Genomic DNA, 20,242 nt, shown 5'->3' on the forward strand with positions numbered 1-20,242 from the left:
GACGCCACGATGATTCGGGTTCCTCCCCGCTCTGTATTGGACCTGAGAGTTTCCGTTTTGCCCTGCTGTTAGCAGCGCGCCACTTGCACCGTCGGTGAGCCCGGTTGCCCGGACTGCTTTCCAGAGTTGCCTTGCCGCGGCGGTACGTGGGCCTGAGAGATTCCTGGGGAGGATTTGCTCCTACGGCGCCTGCTGAACGTACCGGCAGGACTCTCCCGCCGCAGATCATAAGCCGTGCCACTGGTGGGTGACACAGCTCACAAGATATCTGGTTTCCGGGCAGGATGGCAAATATATTTCAATTACGTCGCTGCAAGCGGACGACGGCGGGAGCCACCCCGCTGTCGTCCGCTTGCGTTTGGTGCCGCTCCCCTACAGCGCCGACCAGCCGCCGTCGGAGGCGACAATGGCGCCGACCTTCAACTTTTCCGAACAGTTTGACGGCCGACGCATTCGCGCCCAGGATCGCGATGGAGAAGACAATCGTCGTGAGCCAGAGGGGAATTTCCGGCCACCAAAACCTGACAATCGGGCACGGCACCCGACGGTCCCCACCGCGGCATACCCTCCGACGTTGGCTGCCGCAGCCGCACGCTCACCTCTGGCACATGGAAGTATTCACTTATGACTATCGATAATGATGCTGCAAACATCCCGGCGTTAATGGACTCTCACGGCACAGGCGACTCGACCGAAGTCAGCCGTGGTTGGGACCACATCGGGGCCATCATTGTCGATGCGTCCCTCCAGCGGAGACAGAACTACCACGCGACCGTCAGGCCGCGCGTTGTCGCTCTGGTCGCGGCGTGGCCGGAGGCCGCCACGACCAGTGGATTCCGGCGGTGCCTCGATACGGGGACGCTTTCCGAAGTTATCAGCTGGCCGTCGCCTGGCCGTCTCGCCCAGGTAGAGGACATGACGCGCGTGTTCGAGAGTCAGGGCATCGAGACGGTAGCAGAACTCCGAGGAGCGCTTGGTGACCACGCCAATGGAACCGTTCTCCGGGAGGCTCTTGGGGCCGTGCGGCATGTCAGTCCCAAAACGCTGGACTACATTGACACCCTGAGCGGAGTATCAGCGGGCGGGGCTGTCGAAGAGTAGATACGGGGACCTCTTCGCTGCGATCATGCTCCGTTGGTTCCGCTGGCTCCCCAGGTCGAGTCCGTGGTGATGCAGCTATCAACGGTGGCCCGTCCGTCCAGCGCGTAGAACGTCAGGGAAGTCAGTGGGGAGCTGGGGAAGATGGCGTCCGTGAGGGTGATCTCACCATCATGAATGAAAAGTTCTATGGAGTTGTGGTCTAGATAAACTCTCATCTGAAGCCGACCGTCCTTGGTGGGGGCCGGTGCGCTGTCGATGGACGGAAAAGTGGAGTGGAAACTCGTGTTTCCGGCCGCACTTCTGTCCAGGAACAAGGTTCCTTCAGCAGGCCTTACACCTATCCGAATTTCGCTATCGGGCCCTTGAATGAGGAGACCCACTTCTCCCGCGTCCTGGATGCGCATGTCTATGTCGATGATGCCGGCCCCCTGCAACCCTGCGCGGAGCTGGTATTCACTATTGTCAAGGAGAATCGGACCCTCCTTTGCAGCAGATGGCTCGGATGCTGAGATGAGGTGGCTCACCGCTGGCCTCTGGATCAGGTGAGGGCGGCCGTTTTTGGTGGCGAGTGAGAGTTCCCTCGGGAGGGACATCTGCCCCCGCCATGGAGCAGTGGGGACGGCTTCGGCGTAGTCCCAATTGTTCATCCACGCGATCATGATTCGCCGCTTATCGGGTGCGTCATTGAACGAGACGGCGGCGTAGTAGTCCCTGCCCCAATCCAGCCAGTCGTATCGCTGCAGCTGCGGCCGCGGGTCGGTGGAGTCATCTGCCACGGTCGTTTCGGAGGTGAATGTGACTCCGTCGAAGTGACCAATAAAGTATTGCCCCGCGGAGCCGCCGTTTGGGCCTCCCGGGTTGAGGTTCACGGTGAGGACCCATTTCATATGCTGAGGATCACCGTCCACGGGGAGGGGGAAGAGGTCGGGGCATTCCCAGACTCCGCCCGTGGCGTTGGCCGGGCCGAAATTGCTGAGGTGCTCCCAGTGTTTCAGGTCCTCGGATTTGTAGATGACGACCTCCCGCTGTTCGGCCTCGACGGCGACCATGACCCAGTAGGTCTCATCGGTGCCCGTGTAGCGGAAGACCTTGGGGTCGCGGAAGTGCGCGGAATGCCGGGTGAGCACGGGATTGTTCCCGTACTTTTCCCAAGTCGTACCGCCGTCGAGGCTGTATGCGAGTGATTGTGCCTGGGTCCCGGATCGTTTGGACGAGAGTTTGTAGGCGCTTGTGTAGATGGCTACGAGGGGCTTGGCGTCCCTGTCCCCGAGTCCGCTGCTGTTTGTGTCGTCGAAGACGATGCTGCCTGAATAGATTTCTTCTTCGTCGTCACAGGCTATGGCTACGGGGTGTTCAGTCCAGTTGTGAAGGTCCGGTGAGGTCGCGTGTCCCCAGGACATGTTTCCCCACGTGGTCCCTTACGGATTGGCCTGGTAAAAGAGGTGGTACTGGCCGTTGTGGTGAATGAGTCCGTTTGGGTCATTGATCCACATCTTTTCTGCGGTGAAGTGCAGGGCAGGCCGGAGGGCGGAGCGCTTATCTGCTGTGATGGATGATCCTTTGGTTTGCACGACGATATCCGTGAGGGATTCGCCGACGACGATCACGTCGGGTTTTTCGAGGCGGAGGGGTGCGTGACGGGTCATGGGGGTCTCCTGAGTGGGCCTTACCTTGAAGGCACGGAAAGGCGGGCGGATTAGGCTCTGGTGCCGGCGTCAACGACTGACGGCACGACGAAAGACGCCGGGTTCCGCCTCCGGCGCGGCGGGGCAGGCGGATGGGCTTTGCAGGTGCCTGGGGTGGCTAGGCGGGGGCCAGCGCCCGTACCGAATTTCGTTCCACGGTGGGACAGTGGATTTTTGCGGGGCCGCTGTCCTGTGCTTCATCAAGGCCCAGCAGCATCCTCACTCCCGCTGCGCCCAGTTCGTAGTGCGGGAGAGACACAGTGGAAAGCGGGGGCCGGAGGTGGGCGGCGATGACTTCCTGGTTGTCGAATCCCACCACTGCTATGTCGTCCGGGATGGAGAGGCCCTGCTCACGCAGCCCGTCGTAGAGTCCCATCGCCATTCGGTCGTTATAGCAATACACGGCCGTGACGTCCCGTTTGAGGAGTTCCTCGGTAGCCCCGTAACCGCCTTCCTGGTCTGGATAGGCTTCAAGGACCAGACCGGCGTCGAATGGGATGCCTTCCGCTTCCAGCGCTTCCTTGTAGCCCTGGAGCCGCCCGTCCTTCGCCGGGGCAGGGATGGTGGCGTTGATGAAGGCGATCCGGCGGTGGCCGTGCTTCAGCAGAACCTCCGTGGCTGAACGGCCGCCTTGTATTTCATCCGGGACGACAGCCCGGGTGCCGGGTTCCGCAGAAAAGCAGTTGACGAGGACAAAGTCAGACTCCCGGAGGGAGGCCGGTATGTCCGTGGCTCGGTGGAACCACGTCGAGTAAAGGATTCCGCGGACTTTGTATTCGAGCATCATGGCAATCGCGTCGGTCTCAAGCTCGCGGTTGCCTTCGGTATTGGCGATGAGAAGCGCGTAGCCGTGCTTCCAGGCCTCATCCTGTGCGCCGTGGATGATCTGGCCGGCGAACGGGGTCGTGGCGATGGCGTCGGCGACAAGGCCGATGAATCGGGAACTGCCGCTGACCAGAGTTTGCGCCATTGCATTTGGCCGGTAGCCCAGGTCCTGGATGGCGTCCCGTACCCGCTTGCGGGTCTCGTCGGAAATTCGAGCGGCCTTTTTCTTGTTCACGACCAGAGAGACGGTGGCTGTGGAAACGCCAGCTGCTTCCGCTACTTGCCGGAGCGTGACAGGTTGGTGGCGCTGGGTCTGTTTTACGGCGGCAGGCGCATCCGATGGCGTGCCCGAACTATTCTCCTGCGAAATCATGTGCCCTCCTTCAGGAGTATATCCGCCTGTTGTTGCTGTCATCCCTTGGTCGCCCCGCTTTCCAAGCCCTGGATCATCGCCTTGTTGAGCACGAGGAAGACCAGCAGCAGCGGGGTGATGGTGACGCAGACGGCGGCGAACGTGGCCGTCCAGTCGGTCTTCCCCATGGCCCCGATATAGTTCTGCAGCCCCAGCGGGATCGTCTTGAGCCCCTCAGAGAGGACGAAGGTGTTGGCGAAGATGAAATCGTTCCAGATGAAGATGCTGTTTACGAGGATGACGGTCACGACGGTGTTAACCGACAGGGGCAGGGTGATGAGCCCGAAGATTCGGTACGGGCCTGCACCGTCCAGCGAGGCCGCCTCGTAGGTCTCGCGTGGGATGTATTCGAAGAATGAGGAGAAAAGGTAGATCGACATTGGAAGAGCAAAGCCCGCCAGGGGAATGATCATTGATGGGTAGGTGTCGAGCAGGTTCACTGTCGAGTAGTCGATGAAAAGCGGGACAAGCGCGATCTGCACGGGCACGATGATGCCGATCAAAAACAGGCCGCGGACGAACTTGCTGAGACGGAAGCCGAGGACCTGGATTGCATATGCGGCCATCATTCCCAGGAGCACGATCAGCACGTTGGCACCCATCGTGACAATGAAACTGTTGACGATGTTCATCCCAAGATTGCCGGTCTCGAACGCGCGGGCGTAGTTATCGAAGGTGATCTCTTTGGGCAGTGCAAACGGGTCGCCCGTCGCGAAGTCCTGTTCGGTGCGCAGGCTGGTGATGAAAAGCCATGCGAGCGGGTAGACCTGCACGATGACGATGAGCGCGATCAGCACCTTTGACAGGGCGCCGTGCAGGCTGGGTTTGCGCTTGCGCCGGCTAAGTAGCGGCGGCCTGCTCTCTGATGGTGCAGGGGTGGGCCTTGTGATCGGAGCTGCTTGCGCGGTCATGCGTCCGCCTTTCGTTTGAGCATGAGGAGGATGAGTCCGACGGCGATCAGACACTCGACGACGATGAACACCGAGATGGTGCTGGCGTAGCCGAAGTCGGTGCTCGTGAAAGCTGTCTTGTACATATACGTGGTCAGGAGCTCCGACGACTGTCCCGGGCCGCCGTTCGTCATCAGATACGGGATGTCGAATCCGCGCAGGCCGTAGGTTGTCGCCATGATCGTGGTGGTGATCCAGACGGGCCGGATGTGGGGGAAGCGGATCTTGGTGAACAGTTGCCACCGCGACGCGCCGTCGAGGCGGGCGGCTTCCTCAAGTTCCTGTGGAACAGACAGCAGCGCAGCGTAGAGGATGAGCATGTAGAGGCCGGTGAAGCGCCAGCCTTCCGGTACCGACACCGCGACAAGGACGGTGTTCACGTCGGAGAGCCATGCGTGTTCAAGGGCGCCGAGGCCGATCCAGTGCAGAACCTGGTTGAGGAGACCCACCGGGTCGATCGAGTAGATCCGTACGAAGAGGAATGCGATGGCCACGGTGGAAATCACGGCCGGCAGCAGGTAGAGAGTCTTAATGAGTTCGCGGCCGCGGCGCAGCGAGGTGAGGAGGCTGGCGACGAGCAGCGCACCGCCGAGCTGCAGGACCAGGCAGATGACCAGGTAGCCAAGTGCATTGAAGAAGGAGCGCCAGAAGACGTCGTCGCCGGTGAACATCCGTATGTAGTTGGCGAGGCCCACGAACTCCATGTCGCTGATGCCGTTCCAGGAGAAGAAGCTGAGGAACAGGGACTGGAGGATGGGGAACAGTACGGCGGCGCCGTAGAGCAGCAGAGGTGGGAGCAGGAATACCAGGACTGAGAGTCGCGACCTGTTGGGGAGCATGGCGGGGGGCCTTTCGGGTGGGGGGCCGAGGCCCCCCACCGCTACGTGTTATTTGAAGAACTTCGGTGCGTTCTGCGCGATCGCGCTGTCCATCGTGCTGGTGAACTGTTCGGGCGTGATGTCGCCCTGGACGAGGAGCACGAGCTCCTGCTTGAGACGGGCGTCAGTCGTCGGGTCAAGTTGGGTATCCCACGGCATGGCCTGCTGATCCCCGAGGTCGTTGGCCGTCCCGAGGGCTTTCTTGTACAGCGGAGTCGCATTCGCCGGGGTGGCAGTCTGCACGTCGGTCGTCGGTGACAGCGCGCCGGTGGCTGCATACTCCGAGGGGTACTTCGTCAGTGCGAACTTGAGGAAGTCGCTAACGAGCGGGTCGTAGTTCTTGGCGTTCACGGCCATGCCGATTCCGGACGGCGAGACGTATTCGTTGGCAGCGGTGACGGATCCCGCAGTTGTCGGCAGGGTCATGAAATCGATGTTGGCCCGAACATCCGGGTTCAGCTTGTCTGTCGCCAGGCTTGGCAGTTCCCACGTGCCGATGTTGTACATGGCCGCCTTGCCGGAGGTGAACTGGTTTTGGGCGTCGGAGTAGCCCTGCGAGGAGAAGCCGTCCTGGAAGCACTTGGCCTTGCCGAGGGCGGCCATCCAGTCAACGGCCTTCTTTCCGGCAGGATCGGAGAACTTCGCCTCGCCCTTCTTCAGCTTCTGGAGGAAGTCGGGGCCCGCCTCCCTGAACGCCTGGTAGGCCACGTACCGTTCCAGCGGCCACTGGTCCTGCCCGTCGATGGCGATCGGTGTGATGCCGGAGCTGCGCAGGGCGGTGCACATCGCGGGGATGTCATCCAGCGATTTCGGCACCGAGACGCCGGCCTGCTGCAGGAGGGCCTTGTTGTACCAGATGAACTCCAGTTCGAACTGGAACGGAACCATGTACAGCGACCCGTCGTCGAAGCGCTGGTAGTTCAGCGCGTTGGGGCGATAGTTGTCGTAGACGCCTAAGTCTTTGAGCAACTTCTCCGCATCTATCATCTTGCCCTGCTTGGCCAGCTGCTGGGCGAACGGTGTCGCATCCGTGTCGAACAGCTCGGGAAGCTTGTTCGCAGCGGCAAGGGTCTCAAGCTTCTGAATGTAGGAGGGCCGGTCTGGGGTGGTGATCAGGTTCAGCGAGAAGCCCGGGTGGTCCTTGGCGTAGTCGTCCGCGATCTTCTTCATGATATTGATTACCGCCCCGTCGGCGGGGCGGGAGAGCAGCCACGAGATTTCCCGCGGTTTGATCTCGCCGGTAGGGCTCACATTGGAGGGGTCGGTGGCCCCTCCGCCGCCGCAGGCGGCCAGGGACAGGGCAGCTATGGCCGCTACGGCAGCCGTGCGAAATAGTTTCTTCAATGCGAACAATCTCCTTTGATGAGGGCGGAAGATGCGGTGCTTGGATATTTAGTTGTCCGTGCGCTGACGTATCTCAAGTTCGGTGACGGTGACGGATCCTTCGCCGGCGAAAACGCCCAGCCGCCCGGCGGCCAAGTCGTAGATCCTGGCGCTGAGGGCCACTTGCCGGTCCAGAACGGCGACACAGATATCTCCGTCCACGGTGACTTCGAGCGTGTGTTCGCCGGGGCTGAGGTCACAGGGGCGTTCCAGTTCGATTTCGAATGGAACGTCGCCTGAGACATGCCATTGAGCGTCGCCGCTGATTTCCCGGGGCCAGCGGTCGAACACCATACGCCCGCGCTTTGGTTCCAGGCGGAGAACGTACGACCGGTCTCCGTCGGCGCTGGAGCGGAGCAGCAGACCGCACTCCGTGGTGCCGGGTGCGATCTGCAGAACGGTCTTGGCGTAGAACTGCGGGGGCAGGTCCTCCTCGGACACCACGGCGGCGTAGCCGTCCGGGACAGTCAGTGTGGCGGGCAGTTCCCGGTCGAAGGTTGCCGGGATCTCGTCCCAAAAGCTCTCCACTAGTTCGTCGGCGAAGGAGAACGCCAGGGTACCGTCCGGGTTCTGGCGTGCTTCCAGGACTGACATGGTGCCGGCCCACTGCCAGGCGCCGCCGTCGCAGTTGTCTTCCTTGCTGGCGATCCAGCCGAAGAAGAACCGGCGCCCGTCCCGTTCAGCCGTCTTGGAAGCGTAGAAGGCGCGCCCGTCGATGCTGTCCAGGTCCGGCACGATCCAGGGGCCGTCGGGGCTCTTGGCCATCCGGTATCGGGTCGTGAACGACTCGGAGAACTCCGAGTAGACCAAGTACCACCAGTCACCCCAGGCAAAGACGTCCGGGCATTCATGCGTGATGTACCGGCGCGGATCCCAGAACGGTTCGGTGTGCTGCCACGTCATCAAGTCAGTGGACACGCACTGGGCTATGACGCCGCGACGGCGTTCCGGTCCGTCGGAGTGCCGTGCCGCCAGCAGCATCCGCCACTGGCCTGCGGCCTCGTCCCGGAAGACGAAAGGATCCCGCCAGTCCCCGGGCTCGTAGCCGGCCGGGGCGCCGAAGGTGAGTTCCGGGTGCTTCACCCAGGTCTGCATGCCATCGGTGCTCGTGGCCTGCATCACGAGCTGCAGGGGCGCACCGTCCGGCCCGAGGTTGCGCGGGTTTTGGCCCGTGTAGAACAGGTGATGGATGCCGGTTTCATCGACGACGACGCTACCCGTGTAGGCGTTGAAGTCCAGGTCGGTTTCACTTCCGTGCTGGAGGGAAACGCCCTGGTCCTCAAACTGCGTGAGGTCTTTGGTGGTGACCAGGTTCCACGAGGTTCCCGGCTTCGGGTCGGTGCGGACCTCGTGAAGGTAGAAGAGCCAGAACTCCCCGTCCTTCTCGAAGGGGATGAGATCTCCGACCCATCCATCGGTGGGCTGGAAGAATACTGGGCGAGTCATCGGCGGTGATGTCCTGTCTGCTAAAACGCTTGATCACCCAAAGGTACCCATGCTTCAGGGATTGATCAAGCGTTTTAGCAAAATAGTTGCGCCGTCGTTGACTGAGCTCTCGCAGATAGGGCACTGGCCGTGAGGAGGACCAGCGCACCTAGCTAGCTGGTGCTGCGAATTCGCGGATGGTGATTCCGGAGAAGTTCGCAGCGCCGCCGTCGGCGTACAACGAGATCCCAGTGTCGCCGTCTGCGAAGGGCACTTGCTGCGAGAGCACCGTGTGCCCGGCATTCACGAACACTTCGACGCTCTGCGTGTCGACGAAAATACGCAGGTGCACTGAGCGTGCGGCGGCGTCGATTGGCCCGGCAGCACGGGTGAACGGCACGAGCGAGAAGCCGCTCTGGTCCGAAGCTGCGCGGTCGACGTACAGCTCGTCACCGTACTTGCCGATGTTCGTGTGGCGCGTGCCGTCGGCGGAGCAGCCGACCGATACGCCGACGTTCGTGGCAGCATCCCACGAGATGTCGAGCTCGAGCTCGTAGGCGCGGCCGCTCCACGGCAGTACGGCGCTGCCGTTCACGCTGCGATCGGGGAGCAAGGTTGTCGAGCTGACGTAATTTGATAGCGCTCCAATAGGGCTGCTGAGTAAGCTGTACCAGCCTCCCGGCTGACGATCGAGGCGCAGCTCCCGCACGATCGAGTTCTGACCGTTGTACCCATCGGATGCATCGGTGGGAACATCCCGCCCGGCGTATTTCCAGTTGTTCATCCAGGCGACCGCGTACCGTCGCTCGTCTGGTGCGTCGACCGCCGGCCAGGTCACGGCGGCGTACCAGTCCCAGCCCGAATCGAGCCACTGCGGGTTGAGGTCGTCAGCGACAAATTGATCGCCGTCCCAAGTACCTGTCCAGTATGCGAATGTCATCGGCAGGCCGACGGTGTAGGCGTCCATGCTTGCGCCAAGCAACCAGTGCCGTGTGCCGTCATTGGCGGTCATTTCGAATAGGTCGGGGCACTCGATCCCGCCAAGCGCGTGGTTCGGGTAGTCGAAGTTGCGTTTCAACTGCCAGTCGCGCAAATTCGGCGAGGTGTAGAAGGCTGCGTATCGGGCTCGGCCGATCACGCACACCCACTCGCTGCGCACCGCATCCCAGTGGATCTTCGGGTCGCGAAACCATTCCGCGTTCTCGATCTCTGCCGGTGTCGTCGCGGCGCGGCCGTCGGAATTGACGATCACTGGATCGGGGAGGGCGGTAAAGGTGTAACCGCCGTCGGTCGACCAGTATAGGTATTGCTCCTGGTACTTGCGGACGTTGTCGGTGGGCTGCGTAGCGAGTGTGACGATCGCACCTGCGCCGAAGCCCGCGGTGTTTGCAGTGTCGACGACTGCCGATCCCGACCACACGGGAAAATTCGTCTGCAGCGGCAGTGCGACTCCGCGATGAGTGAAGTTCACACCATCGGTGGTTGTCGCGTGGTCCCATCCTCCCGGGGCGTTGTTCTGCCCGGAGTGCAGGTAGTACAGGTGGTAGGCGCCGTGGGCATACACCGGGCGCTGTGGGTCGCACAGCCATCCGGACGGCGGCGTCATATGGTAAACGGCGCGCAGTGATCCCTGGGCGTGGGCGGCCGTGACAGGTATGGCGCTACTCATGAACAGGGTGAGTGCGCCAACTCCTGTGCCTTGCAGGACGTGACGCCGAGAAATTTCATGTGTCATTGATGGTTCCTCTTCATTGAAAAACAGACATTAGGTTTCCGGCGGCGCATCAGGGCGGCGGTACTTTGCCGGGCCAAAGAGCACCACAGACGTCGATGTAAATAGGCGTCAGGCGACCGAGCTCAAACGCTTTAGCACCTGAACTCTAAATTCGTTCTTCAATTCGGTCAAGCGTTTAATCAGACTGGGATTTTCATAGTTTTTTGTTTGAGCCTGCCGCTATCGAGCTTCAAGCGTCGGAGCCGGGCTCATTTACCGATGGCCATCGGGCCTTTGCTGATGTGATGTGGCTGGCCCTCCCCCGCAGCCAGCAATTGGGCGTGGGTCCCCTTTTTCCACGATCTGCCCGGCTTCCATCTCCAGGATGACGTCGCCGTCGCGGATCGTGGACAGGGCGATCTCCGCCGCCCCCGCATGCCGGCCGTCGGCGACGTTGTTCGGGATGGTCCCGGCGAACAGGCACGTGTCCGGCAGCACCGTCCCCTCCGCAAGCGCAGTTCATTGCGCATCAACGCCGACGAGAAGTAGGTTCACACCGAGCGGACGACGGCGGGACTTCCCGCCGTCGTCCGCTCGGCTGGGGTGCGGTGCTTTACAGCGCGGACCAGCCGCCGTCGGAGGCGAGGATGGCGCCGTTGATGTTGGTGCCGTCGTCGCTGAGCAGGAAGGTGATGGAGGCGGCGAGCTGCGCCGCGGTGGCGGGGGTGGGGACGGTGGCCTGCATCAGCGGGCCGAGGCGTTCGGCCGCGAGCTGGGATCCCCAGGTGGCCACGATGTTGGTGATGGTGCGGTCTTCTTGGGTGTGTCACATTTCGAGCCTCTGCGGTGTCCTATGTTCAAACGTTCGTTTAGCGATAGGAGACACAGTGTCAGCACGCATTCGTGTGGTTGTTATCGGCGCCGGGTATGCCGGAGTCATGGCCGCGAACAGGCTCGCAGGAAGTCCGCGACTGTCTGACTCCATCATCGTTACCGTCATCAACCCGATTTCCGATTTCGTGGAAAGGATTCGCCTTCACGAGGTCGCGGCAGGAAGTCGGGAATCAGCCCGGGTGCCGATGCGCTCGCTTTTGCATGAGCGTGCGGACATCGTCGAAGGCACTGCGTCGCGCATCGACCCTGAAAACCACAACGTGCACCTATCAGGCGGCCGCGCACCGCTCGGCTACGATGTACTGCTGTACTCCGTGGGCAGTACCCAGGCATGGGGCAAGATTCCGGCCGGTGCGTACGGGTTAAAGGATTCCGACGACGCGAACCGTTTGCAGGCCAGGATTTCGCAACTGGATCCAGGCTCAACCGTCAGCATCATCGGAGCCGGCCTGACCGGCATCGAGGTTACCGCCGAAATCGCGGAAAAGTATCCGCAGCTACAGGTACATCTCATTTCCCGCGGAGCCATTGCCGGCAGCCTCTCCGGCTCGGGCCGACACGCGGTAATGAAACGGCTTTCAGGGCTCGGCGTCGAAATGATAGAAAATACCGATGTGCAAGGGTGCGACGATTCATCGGTCATAACGTCGGGTGGTGACACCTTGCGGTCTGACTGCACGATCTGGACCGCAGGATTCAGCGCACCGGTCCTGGCACGTGACAGCGGACTGCCAACCGATGCCCTCGGGCGGCTCATGGTCGACGAGTCACTGTCGTGCCCGCAGTTCCCCGACATCTTCGGTGCGGGCGATGCCATACAAGCCCCCCAAACGGTCGCCGGCCACCTGCGCATGAGCTGCGCGACGGCCCTGCCGCTTGGTGCACACGCGGCCGACAGCATCATGGCCCGCCTCGATCAAAGAGCTCCGGCCCCGCTTTCGGTGGGATACATGCTCAGGTGCATCAGCCTGGGACGTAAGTCAGGACTCGTTCAGACCGTGCGCGCCGACGACCAGCCGCGCCGGTTCGTCCTTCGGGGTCGTCTCGCGGCAACGGCGAAAGCGCAGATGTGCCAAATGACGCTTTCCTGGATCAGAGGCGAGCTTCGCCAGAGCGGTTCGTACAGCTGGCCCAAGGGCCCCCGGCCGGCAGAAGCCAAGTAAGACTGTGGGAACAGCAGGAGTTTTCGAGGAACACCGTTCCCTGCTTTTCACCATTGCCTACGAAATCACTGGAACAGTTACGGATGCCGAGGACGTCGTTCAGGAGAGCTTTCTGAGATGGTCCTGTGTTGATGCAGAAGCTGTCCAAAATCCGCGAGCCTACCTGGCCAAAACCGTGACGCGTCAAGCGTTGAACTCGCTTAGGGCAGCTCAACGCCGCCGGGAAGACTACATTGGTCCGTGGCTCCCGGAGCCTGTGGTCACGGCCCCGGACGTCGCTGAGAATGCTGTACTGAGTGAATCACTGTCTTTTGCGATGCTCGTGGTGCTCGAGACCCTGTCCCCCGATGAGCGGGCAGTTTTCGTCCTCCGCGAGGTTTTCGATTTCCCATACGCGGAGATCGCCGAAGCCACAGACAAGTCGCTGGCGGCCGTCCGTCAAATAGCAAGCAGGGCAAAGGCGCACGTGCGCGCGCGGCGACCGCGCTTTGAGGTGGATGCACGACGGCAGAGAGCGGTCGCTGATCGGTTCCTCACGGCTCTACTTGGGGGCGATATGCAGTCCCTCATGGATGTGCTCGCCCCGGGAGCCGTCCTCCTCTCCGATGGGGGCGGAAAAGTCACAGCGGCCCGCAAACCCGTTATGGGCGCGGACAACATCGTGCGCTTCCTCACCGGCATCGCTAAAACCCCGCTCCCTGATCTGCGGGTTGAATCATCATCCTTGAACGGGATGCCGGCCCTCATCATTTACAGCGGAGACAGGGTTGACCTTGTGGCCCTTGTTGAATCAAGCAACGAACAGGTTACGGGCATCTACCTCGTACGAAATCCGGACAAACTCGGCGCGACCACCGAAGCCCGAAGCTTCCGCACGCTCTTGCCTCATCGCGAGCCCTTCATTGGCGAGGGCCAATGACGCTCGAACCCATGCATCGTGAAATTGAACGCTTCACAAAGCCAGCACACCATCTAGATGCAGTGTGCGCATACGCATCCTTGTCGCTGCGTGAATGCATTAGCAACGCTCTCTCGTGGCAGCCCACCTGGCTGAAGATCCTGTTCCTCGCCCGTGGAGGGCTTGCCCGTCTAATGCGCATCGAGCACCCTTCAAGCCGTCCAGGTCGCCCCCTCCGGCCGGAGGAGATCAGCTTCCGCCCTGGCGACAGACTCGCCTTCTTCACTGTTTCGGCCGGCAAGGAAGACGCATTCATAGTGCTCACGGCCGAGGACACGCATCTGGTCGGCCATTTAATCGTCGAAGAAGACCCGACGGATACCGGAACCGAGCGCAGATTTCGGATCATCACTGCCGTCCGCTACCGCCGCTGGACGGGGCTGCTTTATTTCAACATCATCCGGCCTTTCCACCACATCATCATGCATCGCATGATCGCCGCAGCAAGCAGACCCGGCGAACCCGTCCGGTGAGTCGAGATTGACCGGAGCTGTGATGGGCGTGGGGACAGTGGCCTGAATCGCGCTGGTCCTGGCCGATCCGGCCTTTCAGGGTCACGTCGGAGGCAGGGGCGCAGGCCAATAGCCGGCACATCCTTCGAACCTTTCACTGGACGGGGAGGGGAACATGGAGCGCCGATCCTACGCCGCGATGAACAGTGCCCAGTCAGGAAAGGGATCCACTGGTAATGGCGGCCCGGTCTCTCCGGGTCCAACGGCGCCGGCAAGTTCGTCGAGCCAGTCGGGCGGTTCCAACTCCCAGCCTTCATCCGCGTGGCCGAGGTGCTGCGGCCAGTGCGGTGGTTCCCAGTCTTGTTGTTCGCTGGGATAGGAGCGTCCCGCAGGTGAGATCCAGCCGGGCGGCTGGTCCCGGGTCGCGTCAACCGGCCTCCACGCTGTGGTGTGTCTGAGTCGGTGGTGCCGCCGGCAGGGCTGGCCCAGGTTGGTGATGCCGGTACCGCCTCCCTCGGACCAAGCCAACAGATGATCCGCTTCGTTATCCAGGGAATGGTTATTGCAGCCGGGAAATGGGCACCGGCCGTCCCGAAGCCGCAACCATTGGCGCATCGCCTTCGGAACCCGGTAGCTGGTCCGTCCGATCTCCAGCGGCGCTCCGCTGCGGGGATCGGTCAGCACACGCAGGAACGATCCGGCGCCATCCCCCACAAGCCGGCGGGCGATGCTCGGCGGAACGGGACCATATCCGTCCAGCGTGGCGGGCTCCGTCACGGCGCCCAAAAGAGACAGCACCGGCACGGTCACCAGGACCTGCGCTTTGGGTGACGGAGTTCCTTCCGCCACCCCCGCCAGCAGCCAGTCGGTGGCGACGTCCGCACGGAGCTGGGCCAGGGTGCGGGATTCATTCGGCTCCTGCAGGGCACGGGCCGCTTCCGTGGCACGGGTCCATCCAGCCACCGCCACATCCGCAGTCACATAGGCCGAGAGCCAAGCCATGCCGTCCCGGTCCGGCACATATTCCAGCCGGCGGTCCTCCACACCCTTGCGGTGGCGCGTTTCGATGCTGACGGGATGGTGCAGCTCACGCCATCTGCGCGCTTTGGCCCGGAACCTGCCCGGCACCAGTTCCCCCGCGGCGCAACCACGCGCGGCAAAGGGAGCTTCGGGGTCCAGGAAATGAGCCTCCAGGGCAGCCGTCCCGGCGGGCTCCAGACCGGACGTTTCATCACACATCACCCGCGCGTGTTGCCAAGAAATGCTCGCTGCCTGCAGCGCGGACAGCGTCAGGGGCAACCCAGTGGTCAGGTTGGCTGACTCCGCCAGGAGCGCCGCCGCCGATCTTTCACTCACAGTCAGGGCACACGCCACCTCTGCGGTCATTGCCATTTCCTGGGCGGTGCGCTCCTGCGGGGAGGCGGCTGGCGCCGCCATGGCGACGGCAGCGCGGGCATATCCGGCGGCGAAGTGCACTTTCAGCGCGGCCAGTCTGGCTTCCATGCTGGCCACCTCGGCCATACCGTCCAGGCACGCGTCCGCTTCGTCCCGAAGTGGGTCAGCGTCAGTCGAGGCCGCGTTCCCGGCTCCGCGACCGGCAAATGCAGCCAACCTGACAAGGGAGGCCTCCATGGCCTCCAATGTCTCCGCAGCTGCTCTGCCGTCCATATCCACAGCATTTCAGGAGCCACTGACATTTAACGCCGGCGTCAGAGTTGCAGGCTAAGTCCGTCATCCAGGATCTGCCTGATCCCGAACTTCCCTACGGCGAACATCCGCGGATTATCGTCGGAATTGCTCAGCATGGCGGTGGACAGGATGAGGGCCCAACCGCGCGCCCTCATCCAGGTGTCCCCGTCCACTGCGGAGCCAAAGGCGCCCCTGAAGCGGTGGCGAGTGCCGGCGTCGAACATCAGCCACCCCACCGCAAGATCGACAGCCGGGTCCCCTGCCCCGACGTCGCCGAAATCGATGACGCCGGCCAGGGAGCCGTCGTCCGTCAGCAGGATGTTGCCAGGGTGGAGGTCCCCGTGGAGCATCATCGCCGGACCGGCCCAGGCTTTGGCGGCACAGGTCTGCGCCCACACTGCTCTCAGCGCTGCTGCCTGCGGGTAGCGTTCGTGGTCCCCGAGCCGTTCCACCAGCACAGCGTCGCGGTCTGTCAGCGGCACGCCTCGGAAAGGATTCACCGGGACGTCGGTTTCGGCGGCCACGTGAAGGGACAGCAGGAAATCGGCCAGGCCTTTAGCCGCCGTCCCGCGGCCTGCCGGCCCGACGTCGGCCGCAGCGGCTCCGGGGACCCACTGCACGATGCTCCACGGCCATGGAAAGTCCGACGTCGGCCGGCCGGCATGGACGGGGACAGGAACCGCAACCGGGGTGCGGCGAGCTATGTCGGGAAGGTAGCGCTGCTCATGAAGTATCAGCGAAACGGCCTCCGCCCTGCGCGGCAACCGGACGGCCAGGCCGTCACCGAGCCGGAAGGTCGCGTTGTCCCAGCCGTTCGCGACCCGCGCTATCGGACAATCGCCGAGGTCGGGCCGCTGGTCCCGGACGAGGCGCTGGACCACCGCGTTACTCACTTCCACCGTGGCTGGCGGCATTTCCGCCATTCAGAAATCCGCCTTCCTTTGTGCCTGCAATGCAGTCCGATCCTTTCCCTTGTCCGAACATAGTTCAAGACCCCAACAGCGGACGGGGCGCGGAACGAGGTCAGCGTCGAAGGGTCCAAGGTGACCGCGACGCGGGGTCTGTGACTGACACGGTGTTGCGACGCAAGGAGTCCCTGCATGATCCAGCCCGCGGGAGGACATGGAATCAGTCGACGCCGGGACTCCTGCCGTCGTCCTGGGACAGCATGAAGTTGCGGCTCTCAGCTGTCAGCCGCGCCCTGGCCCTCGCGGGCCACCTCCTCCAGAATTTTGGCTGTTGGCGCTGCCGTCATCAGCTGCCCTATCACCTCGGGTTTGTCCCACACCTGCCTGCGCAACTGTTCCAGAAAGCCGGTCGCGGCGTCCTTGGTGTCGAAGTCAAGGAGCACGGCCACGCTGTTCTGGTCCTCGGTATCCCGGAACAAGCGGACAGACCGGGCGCCCGAGGCGGCGCGGCCTGCGGGATCCGTGTCGAACACTTTCTTGAAAGCCTCGTAATCCCGGACCGGATAGCTAATTTGCAGGGTGAACATCGTCGTTCCTTTCCCTCGGGCTGTGGCAGGGACCACGATAGGCCGTCCGGCGTTATCCCGGTAGGGCCGGAGGGCGGCCTCGATCCGGTGCTGCCTGCCTCGGACGCCAGCGCGTCGACCCGTCCGCCGGCGGCACCGACAACGGCGGCCACGGTGTCCTCCGGGGAGATGTCGCCGGCCACGGGGACCAGGTCCAGCCCGGCGTTCTCGGCCACCAGTCGTTGAGTTGACGCGTTGTTTCGTTGCCGCGTTGAAGCAAAGGCATTCACGAGCTCCGGCTCAGTTGCCGGGGTCAACGCGACTGCTCGCCCGCAGGTAGTTTTGCCTAATGGCCCGGTGGAAGTCCGGGGCGGGTGCGGCGTCCACCGCGACAGGCCAATCCGGGCGGCTGCCGAGGTTGGCCCACGCCGCCTGGACGGCCGCACCCCTGGCCACGTACTCGCCCGGGCTGGGGACCACGACCGGCAGGTCGAAGACCTGGGCCGCGATTGCCTGGACCGCCGGGTTCTGCACGGCACCGCCGATCAGGAGCAGGCGTGTTGCCGCGCCGCCTTGCGCCCGCAGGGCCTCCAGCCCGCCGGACAGGCCGCACAGCATGCCTTCGATGGCTGCCCGGGCAAGGTTGCTCCGGGTGCTGGAGGCAATGCTGAGCCCGTGGAAGCTGGCTTTGGCGTGGGGCAGGTTGGGCGTGCGCTCACCTTCGAAATACGGCACCAGCACCACGCCCCCGGCACCGGGTTCGGCGCCCAGGGCAAGTCGCGCAAGTTCGTCGAAGTCCACACCCAGGATGCCGGCCACGGAGCTCAGCACCCGTGCGGCATTGAGCGTGACGGCGATGGGCAGGTACTCGCCGCTGGCGTCCGCGAATCCTGCTACCGTTCCGCTGGGATCGGCGACGGCACGGGACGCCACCGAGAACACCGTGCCGCTGGTGCCCACGGACACCACCATGTCTCCGGGCTGCGCCCCCAGTCCCAAGGCGGCGGCCGCATTGTCTCCGGCGCCGGCGCCGAGCAGGATCCTGTGCCCAGATCCAGCAGAACCGGCCAGCTCCGCTGTGCCGGGTCCGAAGCAGCCCGGGTGGATCCCTCCGGCGGAGTCGCCGGGGCCAAGAACCCGGGGCAAGACGACGGTTCCCGGTTCCCCCGGCCCGGCGTTCCCAGTGGCTTCCCTGGCGTCCCGGCCGAAGGCCAGCTTGAACAGGTCAAGGTCGTACTCCCCGGCCGAGGGGCTCCAATAGCCCGTTCCGCTGGCATCTGAGCGGTCCGTCGTGAGCTGTTCCAGGTCCGGGCCCAGCGGGCTGGAGGCCGCCGGCCCGTAACCACGGAGCCGCCAGGTCAGCCAGTCATGGGGCAGCGCGACGGCCGCCACCCGGTCTGCCAGGTCCGGCTCGTGGTCCCGGACCCAGCGGACCTTCGTGATGGTGAAGGAGGCCACCGGGACCAGCCCGGTCCTTCGGGCAAAGTCCTCCGCCCCCACTTCGTCGGTCAGTGCGGCGGCGGCCCCCGCCGATCGGGTGTCATTCCACAGCAGGGCCGGCCGCACCACGTCACCGGCGTGATCGAGCAGCACCATGCCGTGCTGCTGGCCCCCCACCGAGAGCGCGCTGACGTCCGCCAGTCCGCCGGCGTCGTCCAGTGCTGCGGACAAAGCCTGCCACCAGTGGTCCAGGTGAACTTCCGTGCCGTCCGGGTGGGCGGCCCGGCCCTCGCGGACCAGGGTGCCGGTGCCGGCGTCCAGGATCACCACCTTGCAGCTTTGGGTGGAGGAGTCGACGCCGGCGACGAGTGTCATGGGAGCAGCCGCCACGGGATCAGCGGGCGCCGAGCAGGTGCTCGATGAAGAGCTGCTGCAGCTTCACGAAGCCGAAGCCCTTGCCGCCGAAGTAAGCGTCGGCGTCGAAGTCCTCATAGGAGGCGCGGTCCGCGCGGAGCTGCTCGTACCCTTCGCCCGGGTTGAGCGTGGGCTCGTTGATTTCCGCAACACGGGAGGCCTGCAGCGCCGCCTGAACCTCGGGATCGGCACGGAAAGCCTTGGCGCGCTCCTTGAGCAGCAGGTAAGTCTGCATGTTGGCGGCCGCGGAGTCCCACACACCGTCGATGTCCTCGGTGCGGCTGGGCTTGTAGTCGAAGTGGCGCGGACCGTCGTAGGCGGGGCCGCCGTCGGGGCCGCCGTTTTCGAGCAGGTCCACTAGGGAGAACGCGTTCTGCAGGTCGCCGTGGCCAAACACCAGGTCCTGGTCGAACTTGATGCTGCGCTGGCCGTTGAGGTCGATGTGGAAGAGCTTGCCCTGGTATAGCGCCTGGGCGATCCCGTGGGTGAAGTTCAACCCGGCCATCTGCTCGTGCCCGGTTTCGGGATTGATGCCCACCAGTTCGGGGCGTTCGAGCGTTTCGATGAAGGCCAGGGCGTGGCCCAGGGTGGGAAGGAGAATGTCGCCGCGGGGTTCGTTGGGCTTGGGCTCGATGGCGAACCGGATGTTGTAGCCCTTGTCCGTGACGTAGTCGCCGAGCAGGTTCACGGCCTCGCGGTAGCGTTCCAGGGCGCCGCGAATGTCCTTGGCGGCGTCGTATTCGCTGCCTTCGCGGCCGCCCCACATGACGAAGGTCTCGGCACCGAGCTCGGCGGCGAGGTCGATGTTGTCCAGCACCTTGCGCAGGGCGAAGCGCCGAACGCCGCGGTCGTTGCTGGTGAAGCCGCCGTCTTTGAAGACGGGGTGGCTGAATAGGTTGGTGGTGACCATCGGGACGATCATGCCGGTGGCCTTCAGCGCGCCGGTAAGCCGGTCGATTTCGCGCTGGCGGTCAGCCGCGGAGCAGCCGAAGGGAAAGAGGTCGTTGTCGTGGAGGGTGATGCCATAGGCGCCGAGGTCGCTGAGCCTGTTGACGGCTTCGACCGTGTCCAGCGGCGGGCGGGTGGCGGAGCCGAACTGGTCCCGGGCCTCCCAGCCCACCGTCCAGAGACCGAAGGAAAACTTGTCGTCACGGGTGGGCTGAATCGCCATTGAATTCTCCGAAGGTAGGTGTGGCTGCTGTTGTGCGGCATGCGGGGGAACCAGGCAGAATTGTTCTAGACCCAAACATATTATGAATTTCCGCGGTGTCAACCCCCCAAGTGCGAAATGGATGCCCAAGCTCTAGCGCTGCGGGTGAGCGGTTGTTAAGTTGTGCATAACAGCAATTTGAGCGGCAGATCAAGCAATGAGGCCCTTGAGGGAA

At 63.4% G+C, this 20,242-nt stretch carries 18 protein-coding genes, 1 pseudogene and 1 riboswitch; of the genes and pseudogenes, 4 read left to right on the forward strand and 15 right to left on the reverse strand.

All coding sequences use genetic code 11. The annotated features are described in order from the left end of the window. Window positions 1-130: 130 nt before the first annotated feature. A riboswitch (glycine riboswitch) is annotated at window positions 131-228 on the reverse strand. A gap of 396 nt (window positions 229-624) precedes the next feature. Further along, complete coding sequence (locus tag M2428_RS18870) at window positions 625-1,101, forward strand: hypothetical protein (RefSeq protein WP_277527494.1); 477 nt, start codon at window positions 625-627, stop codon at window positions 1,099-1,101. Between the two features lie 23 nt (window positions 1,102-1,124). Here M2428_RS18870 and M2428_RS18875 read toward each other — a convergent pair whose 3' ends face one another. The 10 genes and pseudogenes from M2428_RS18875 to M2428_RS18920 form a co-directional block, all read right to left on the reverse strand. Next, window positions 1,125-1,505 (reverse strand): GH32 C-terminal domain-containing protein, encoded by a 381-nt coding sequence (locus M2428_RS18875; RefSeq protein WP_277527544.1) that lies wholly within the window; start codon window positions 1,503-1,505, stop codon window positions 1,125-1,127. A 135-nt stretch (window positions 1,506-1,640) separates the two neighbouring features. Continuing rightward, window positions 1,641-2,747, reverse strand: a pseudogene (locus M2428_RS18880) (glycoside hydrolase family 32 protein); the annotation flags it as partial. Window positions 2,748-2,904: 157 nt separating this feature from the next. Further along, the gene (locus tag M2428_RS18885; protein ID WP_277527495.1) at window positions 2,905-3,984 is read right to left on the reverse strand and encodes a LacI family DNA-binding transcriptional regulator; all 1,080 of its coding nucleotides are present in this window, start codon (window positions 3,982-3,984) and stop codon (window positions 2,905-2,907) included. 38 nt (window positions 3,985-4,022) lie between these two features. Beyond that, entirely contained in the window at window positions 4,023-4,934 is a 912-nt protein-coding gene (locus tag M2428_RS18890; RefSeq protein WP_277527496.1) for a carbohydrate ABC transporter permease, read from the reverse strand. After that, a complete protein-coding gene (locus M2428_RS18895) occupies window positions 4,931-5,812 on the reverse strand; it encodes a sugar ABC transporter permease (protein ID WP_277527497.1) in 882 nt (293 codons plus the stop codon). The genes M2428_RS18890 and M2428_RS18895 overlap by 4 nt, the downstream gene beginning before the upstream one ends. A gap of 48 nt (window positions 5,813-5,860) precedes the next feature. After that, window positions 5,861-7,195 carry an extracellular solute-binding protein gene (locus M2428_RS18900; RefSeq protein WP_277527498.1) on the reverse strand — a complete coding sequence of 445 codons (1,335 nt, stop codon included), beginning with the start codon at window positions 7,193-7,195 and terminating at the stop codon, window positions 5,861-5,863. Window positions 7,196-7,243: 48 nt separating this feature from the next. After that, window positions 7,244-8,680, reverse strand: a complete 1,437-nt coding sequence (locus M2428_RS18905; protein WP_277527499.1) for a glycoside hydrolase — start codon at window positions 8,678-8,680, stop codon at window positions 7,244-7,246. A 148-nt stretch (window positions 8,681-8,828) separates the two neighbouring features. After that, window positions 8,829-10,394 carry a glycoside hydrolase family 32 protein gene (locus M2428_RS18910; RefSeq protein ID WP_277527500.1) on the reverse strand — a complete coding sequence of 522 codons (1,566 nt, stop codon included), beginning with the start codon at window positions 10,392-10,394 and terminating at the stop codon, window positions 8,829-8,831. A 252-nt stretch (window positions 10,395-10,646) separates the two neighbouring features. After that, window positions 10,647-10,871, reverse strand: coding sequence for a hypothetical protein (locus M2428_RS18915; RefSeq protein ID WP_277527501.1), 225 nt, complete (start codon window positions 10,869-10,871; stop codon window positions 10,647-10,649). A 115-nt stretch (window positions 10,872-10,986) separates the two neighbouring features. After that, entirely contained in the window at window positions 10,987-11,166 is a 180-nt protein-coding gene (locus tag M2428_RS18920) for a hypothetical protein (RefSeq protein WP_346780761.1), read from the reverse strand. Window positions 11,167-11,260: 94 nt separating this feature from the next. Here M2428_RS18920 and M2428_RS18925 point away from each other — a divergent pair, with 94 nt between their 5' ends. From M2428_RS18925 to M2428_RS18935, 3 genes are read left to right on the forward strand one after another with little or no spacing between them, the layout of a single operon-like run. Next, window positions 11,261-12,430, forward strand: coding sequence for an FAD-dependent oxidoreductase (locus tag M2428_RS18925; protein WP_277527502.1), 1,170 nt, complete (start codon window positions 11,261-11,263; stop codon window positions 12,428-12,430). Window positions 12,431-12,434: 4 nt separating this feature from the next. Further along, window positions 12,435-13,349: an RNA polymerase sigma-70 factor gene (locus M2428_RS18930; RefSeq protein WP_277527504.1), complete on the forward strand. Its 915-nt coding sequence runs from the start codon at window positions 12,435-12,437 to the stop codon at window positions 13,347-13,349. After that, window positions 13,346-13,861, forward strand: coding sequence for a DUF2867 domain-containing protein (locus tag M2428_RS18935; RefSeq protein ID WP_277527505.1), 516 nt, complete (start codon window positions 13,346-13,348; stop codon window positions 13,859-13,861). Before M2428_RS18930 ends, M2428_RS18935 begins: the two co-directional genes overlap by 4 nt. 168 nt (window positions 13,862-14,029) lie before the next feature. Here M2428_RS18935 and M2428_RS18940 read toward each other — a convergent pair whose 3' ends face one another. The 5 genes from M2428_RS18940 to xylA form a co-directional block, all read right to left on the reverse strand. Continuing rightward, window positions 14,030-15,472, reverse strand: coding sequence for an HNH endonuclease signature motif containing protein (locus M2428_RS18940; RefSeq protein ID WP_277527546.1), 1,443 nt, complete (start codon window positions 15,470-15,472; stop codon window positions 14,030-14,032). A gap of 77 nt (window positions 15,473-15,549) precedes the next feature. After that, window positions 15,550-16,452 (reverse strand): aminoglycoside phosphotransferase family protein, encoded by a 903-nt coding sequence (locus M2428_RS18945; RefSeq protein WP_277527506.1) that lies wholly within the window; start codon window positions 16,450-16,452, stop codon window positions 15,550-15,552. 260 nt (window positions 16,453-16,712) lie between these two features. Further along, window positions 16,713-17,024, reverse strand: a complete 312-nt coding sequence (locus tag M2428_RS18950) for a hypothetical protein (protein WP_277527507.1) — start codon at window positions 17,022-17,024, stop codon at window positions 16,713-16,715. Between the two features lie 279 nt (window positions 17,025-17,303). Continuing rightward, window positions 17,304-18,818 carry an FGGY family carbohydrate kinase gene (locus tag M2428_RS18955; RefSeq protein WP_277527508.1) on the reverse strand — a complete coding sequence of 505 codons (1,515 nt, stop codon included), beginning with the start codon at window positions 18,816-18,818 and terminating at the stop codon, window positions 17,304-17,306. A 19-nt stretch (window positions 18,819-18,837) separates the two neighbouring features. After that, window positions 18,838-20,028: a xylose isomerase gene (xylA, locus tag M2428_RS18960; RefSeq protein WP_277527509.1), complete on the reverse strand. Its 1,191-nt coding sequence runs from the start codon at window positions 20,026-20,028 to the stop codon at window positions 18,838-18,840. Window positions 20,029-20,242: the final 214 nt, after the last annotated feature.

The sequence above is a fragment of the Arthrobacter sp. ES3-54 genome, from assembly GCF_029504395.1.
Lineage (GTDB): Bacteria > Actinomycetota > Actinomycetes > Actinomycetales > Micrococcaceae > Arthrobacter.

Excerpts from the sequence above, each read along its gene's own strand:
- M2428_RS18870 (WP_277527494.1), top strand. The coding sequence starts at position 625 with ATGACTATCGATAATGATGCTGCAAACATCCCGGCGTTAATGGACTCT.
- M2428_RS18875 (WP_277527544.1), bottom strand. The coding sequence starts at position 1,505 with ATGCGCATCCAGGACGCGGGAGAAGTGGGTCTCCTCATTCAAGGGCCC.
- M2428_RS18885 (WP_277527495.1), bottom strand. The coding sequence starts at position 3,984 with ATGATTTCGCAGGAGAATAGTTCGGGCACGCCATCGGATGCGCCTGCC.
- M2428_RS18890 (WP_277527496.1), bottom strand. The coding sequence starts at position 4,934 with ATGACCGCGCAAGCAGCTCCGATCACAAGGCCCACCCCTGCACCATCA.
- M2428_RS18895 (WP_277527497.1), bottom strand. The coding sequence starts at position 5,812 with ATGCTCCCCAACAGGTCGCGACTCTCAGTCCTGGTATTCCTGCTCCCA.
- M2428_RS18905 (WP_277527499.1), bottom strand. The coding sequence starts at position 8,680 with ATGACTCGCCCAGTATTCTTCCAGCCCACCGATGGATGGGTCGGAGAT.
- M2428_RS18910 (WP_277527500.1), bottom strand. The coding sequence starts at position 10,394 with ATGACACATGAAATTTCTCGGCGTCACGTCCTGCAAGGCACAGGAGTT.
- M2428_RS18935 (WP_277527505.1), top strand. The coding sequence starts at position 13,346 with ATGACGCTCGAACCCATGCATCGTGAAATTGAACGCTTCACAAAGCCA.
- M2428_RS18940 (WP_277527546.1), bottom strand. The coding sequence starts at position 15,472 with ATGGAGGCCTCCCTTGTCAGGTTGGCTGCATTTGCCGGTCGCGGAGCC.
- M2428_RS18945 (WP_277527506.1), bottom strand. The coding sequence starts at position 16,452 with ATGGCGGAAATGCCGCCAGCCACGGTGGAAGTGAGTAACGCGGTGGTC.
- M2428_RS18950 (WP_277527507.1), bottom strand. The coding sequence starts at position 17,024 with ATGTTCACCCTGCAAATTAGCTATCCGGTCCGGGATTACGAGGCTTTC.
- M2428_RS18955 (WP_277527508.1), bottom strand. The coding sequence starts at position 18,818 with ATGACACTCGTCGCCGGCGTCGACTCCTCCACCCAAAGCTGCAAGGTG.
- xylA (WP_277527509.1), bottom strand. The coding sequence starts at position 20,028 with ATGGCGATTCAGCCCACCCGTGACGACAAGTTTTCCTTCGGTCTCTGG.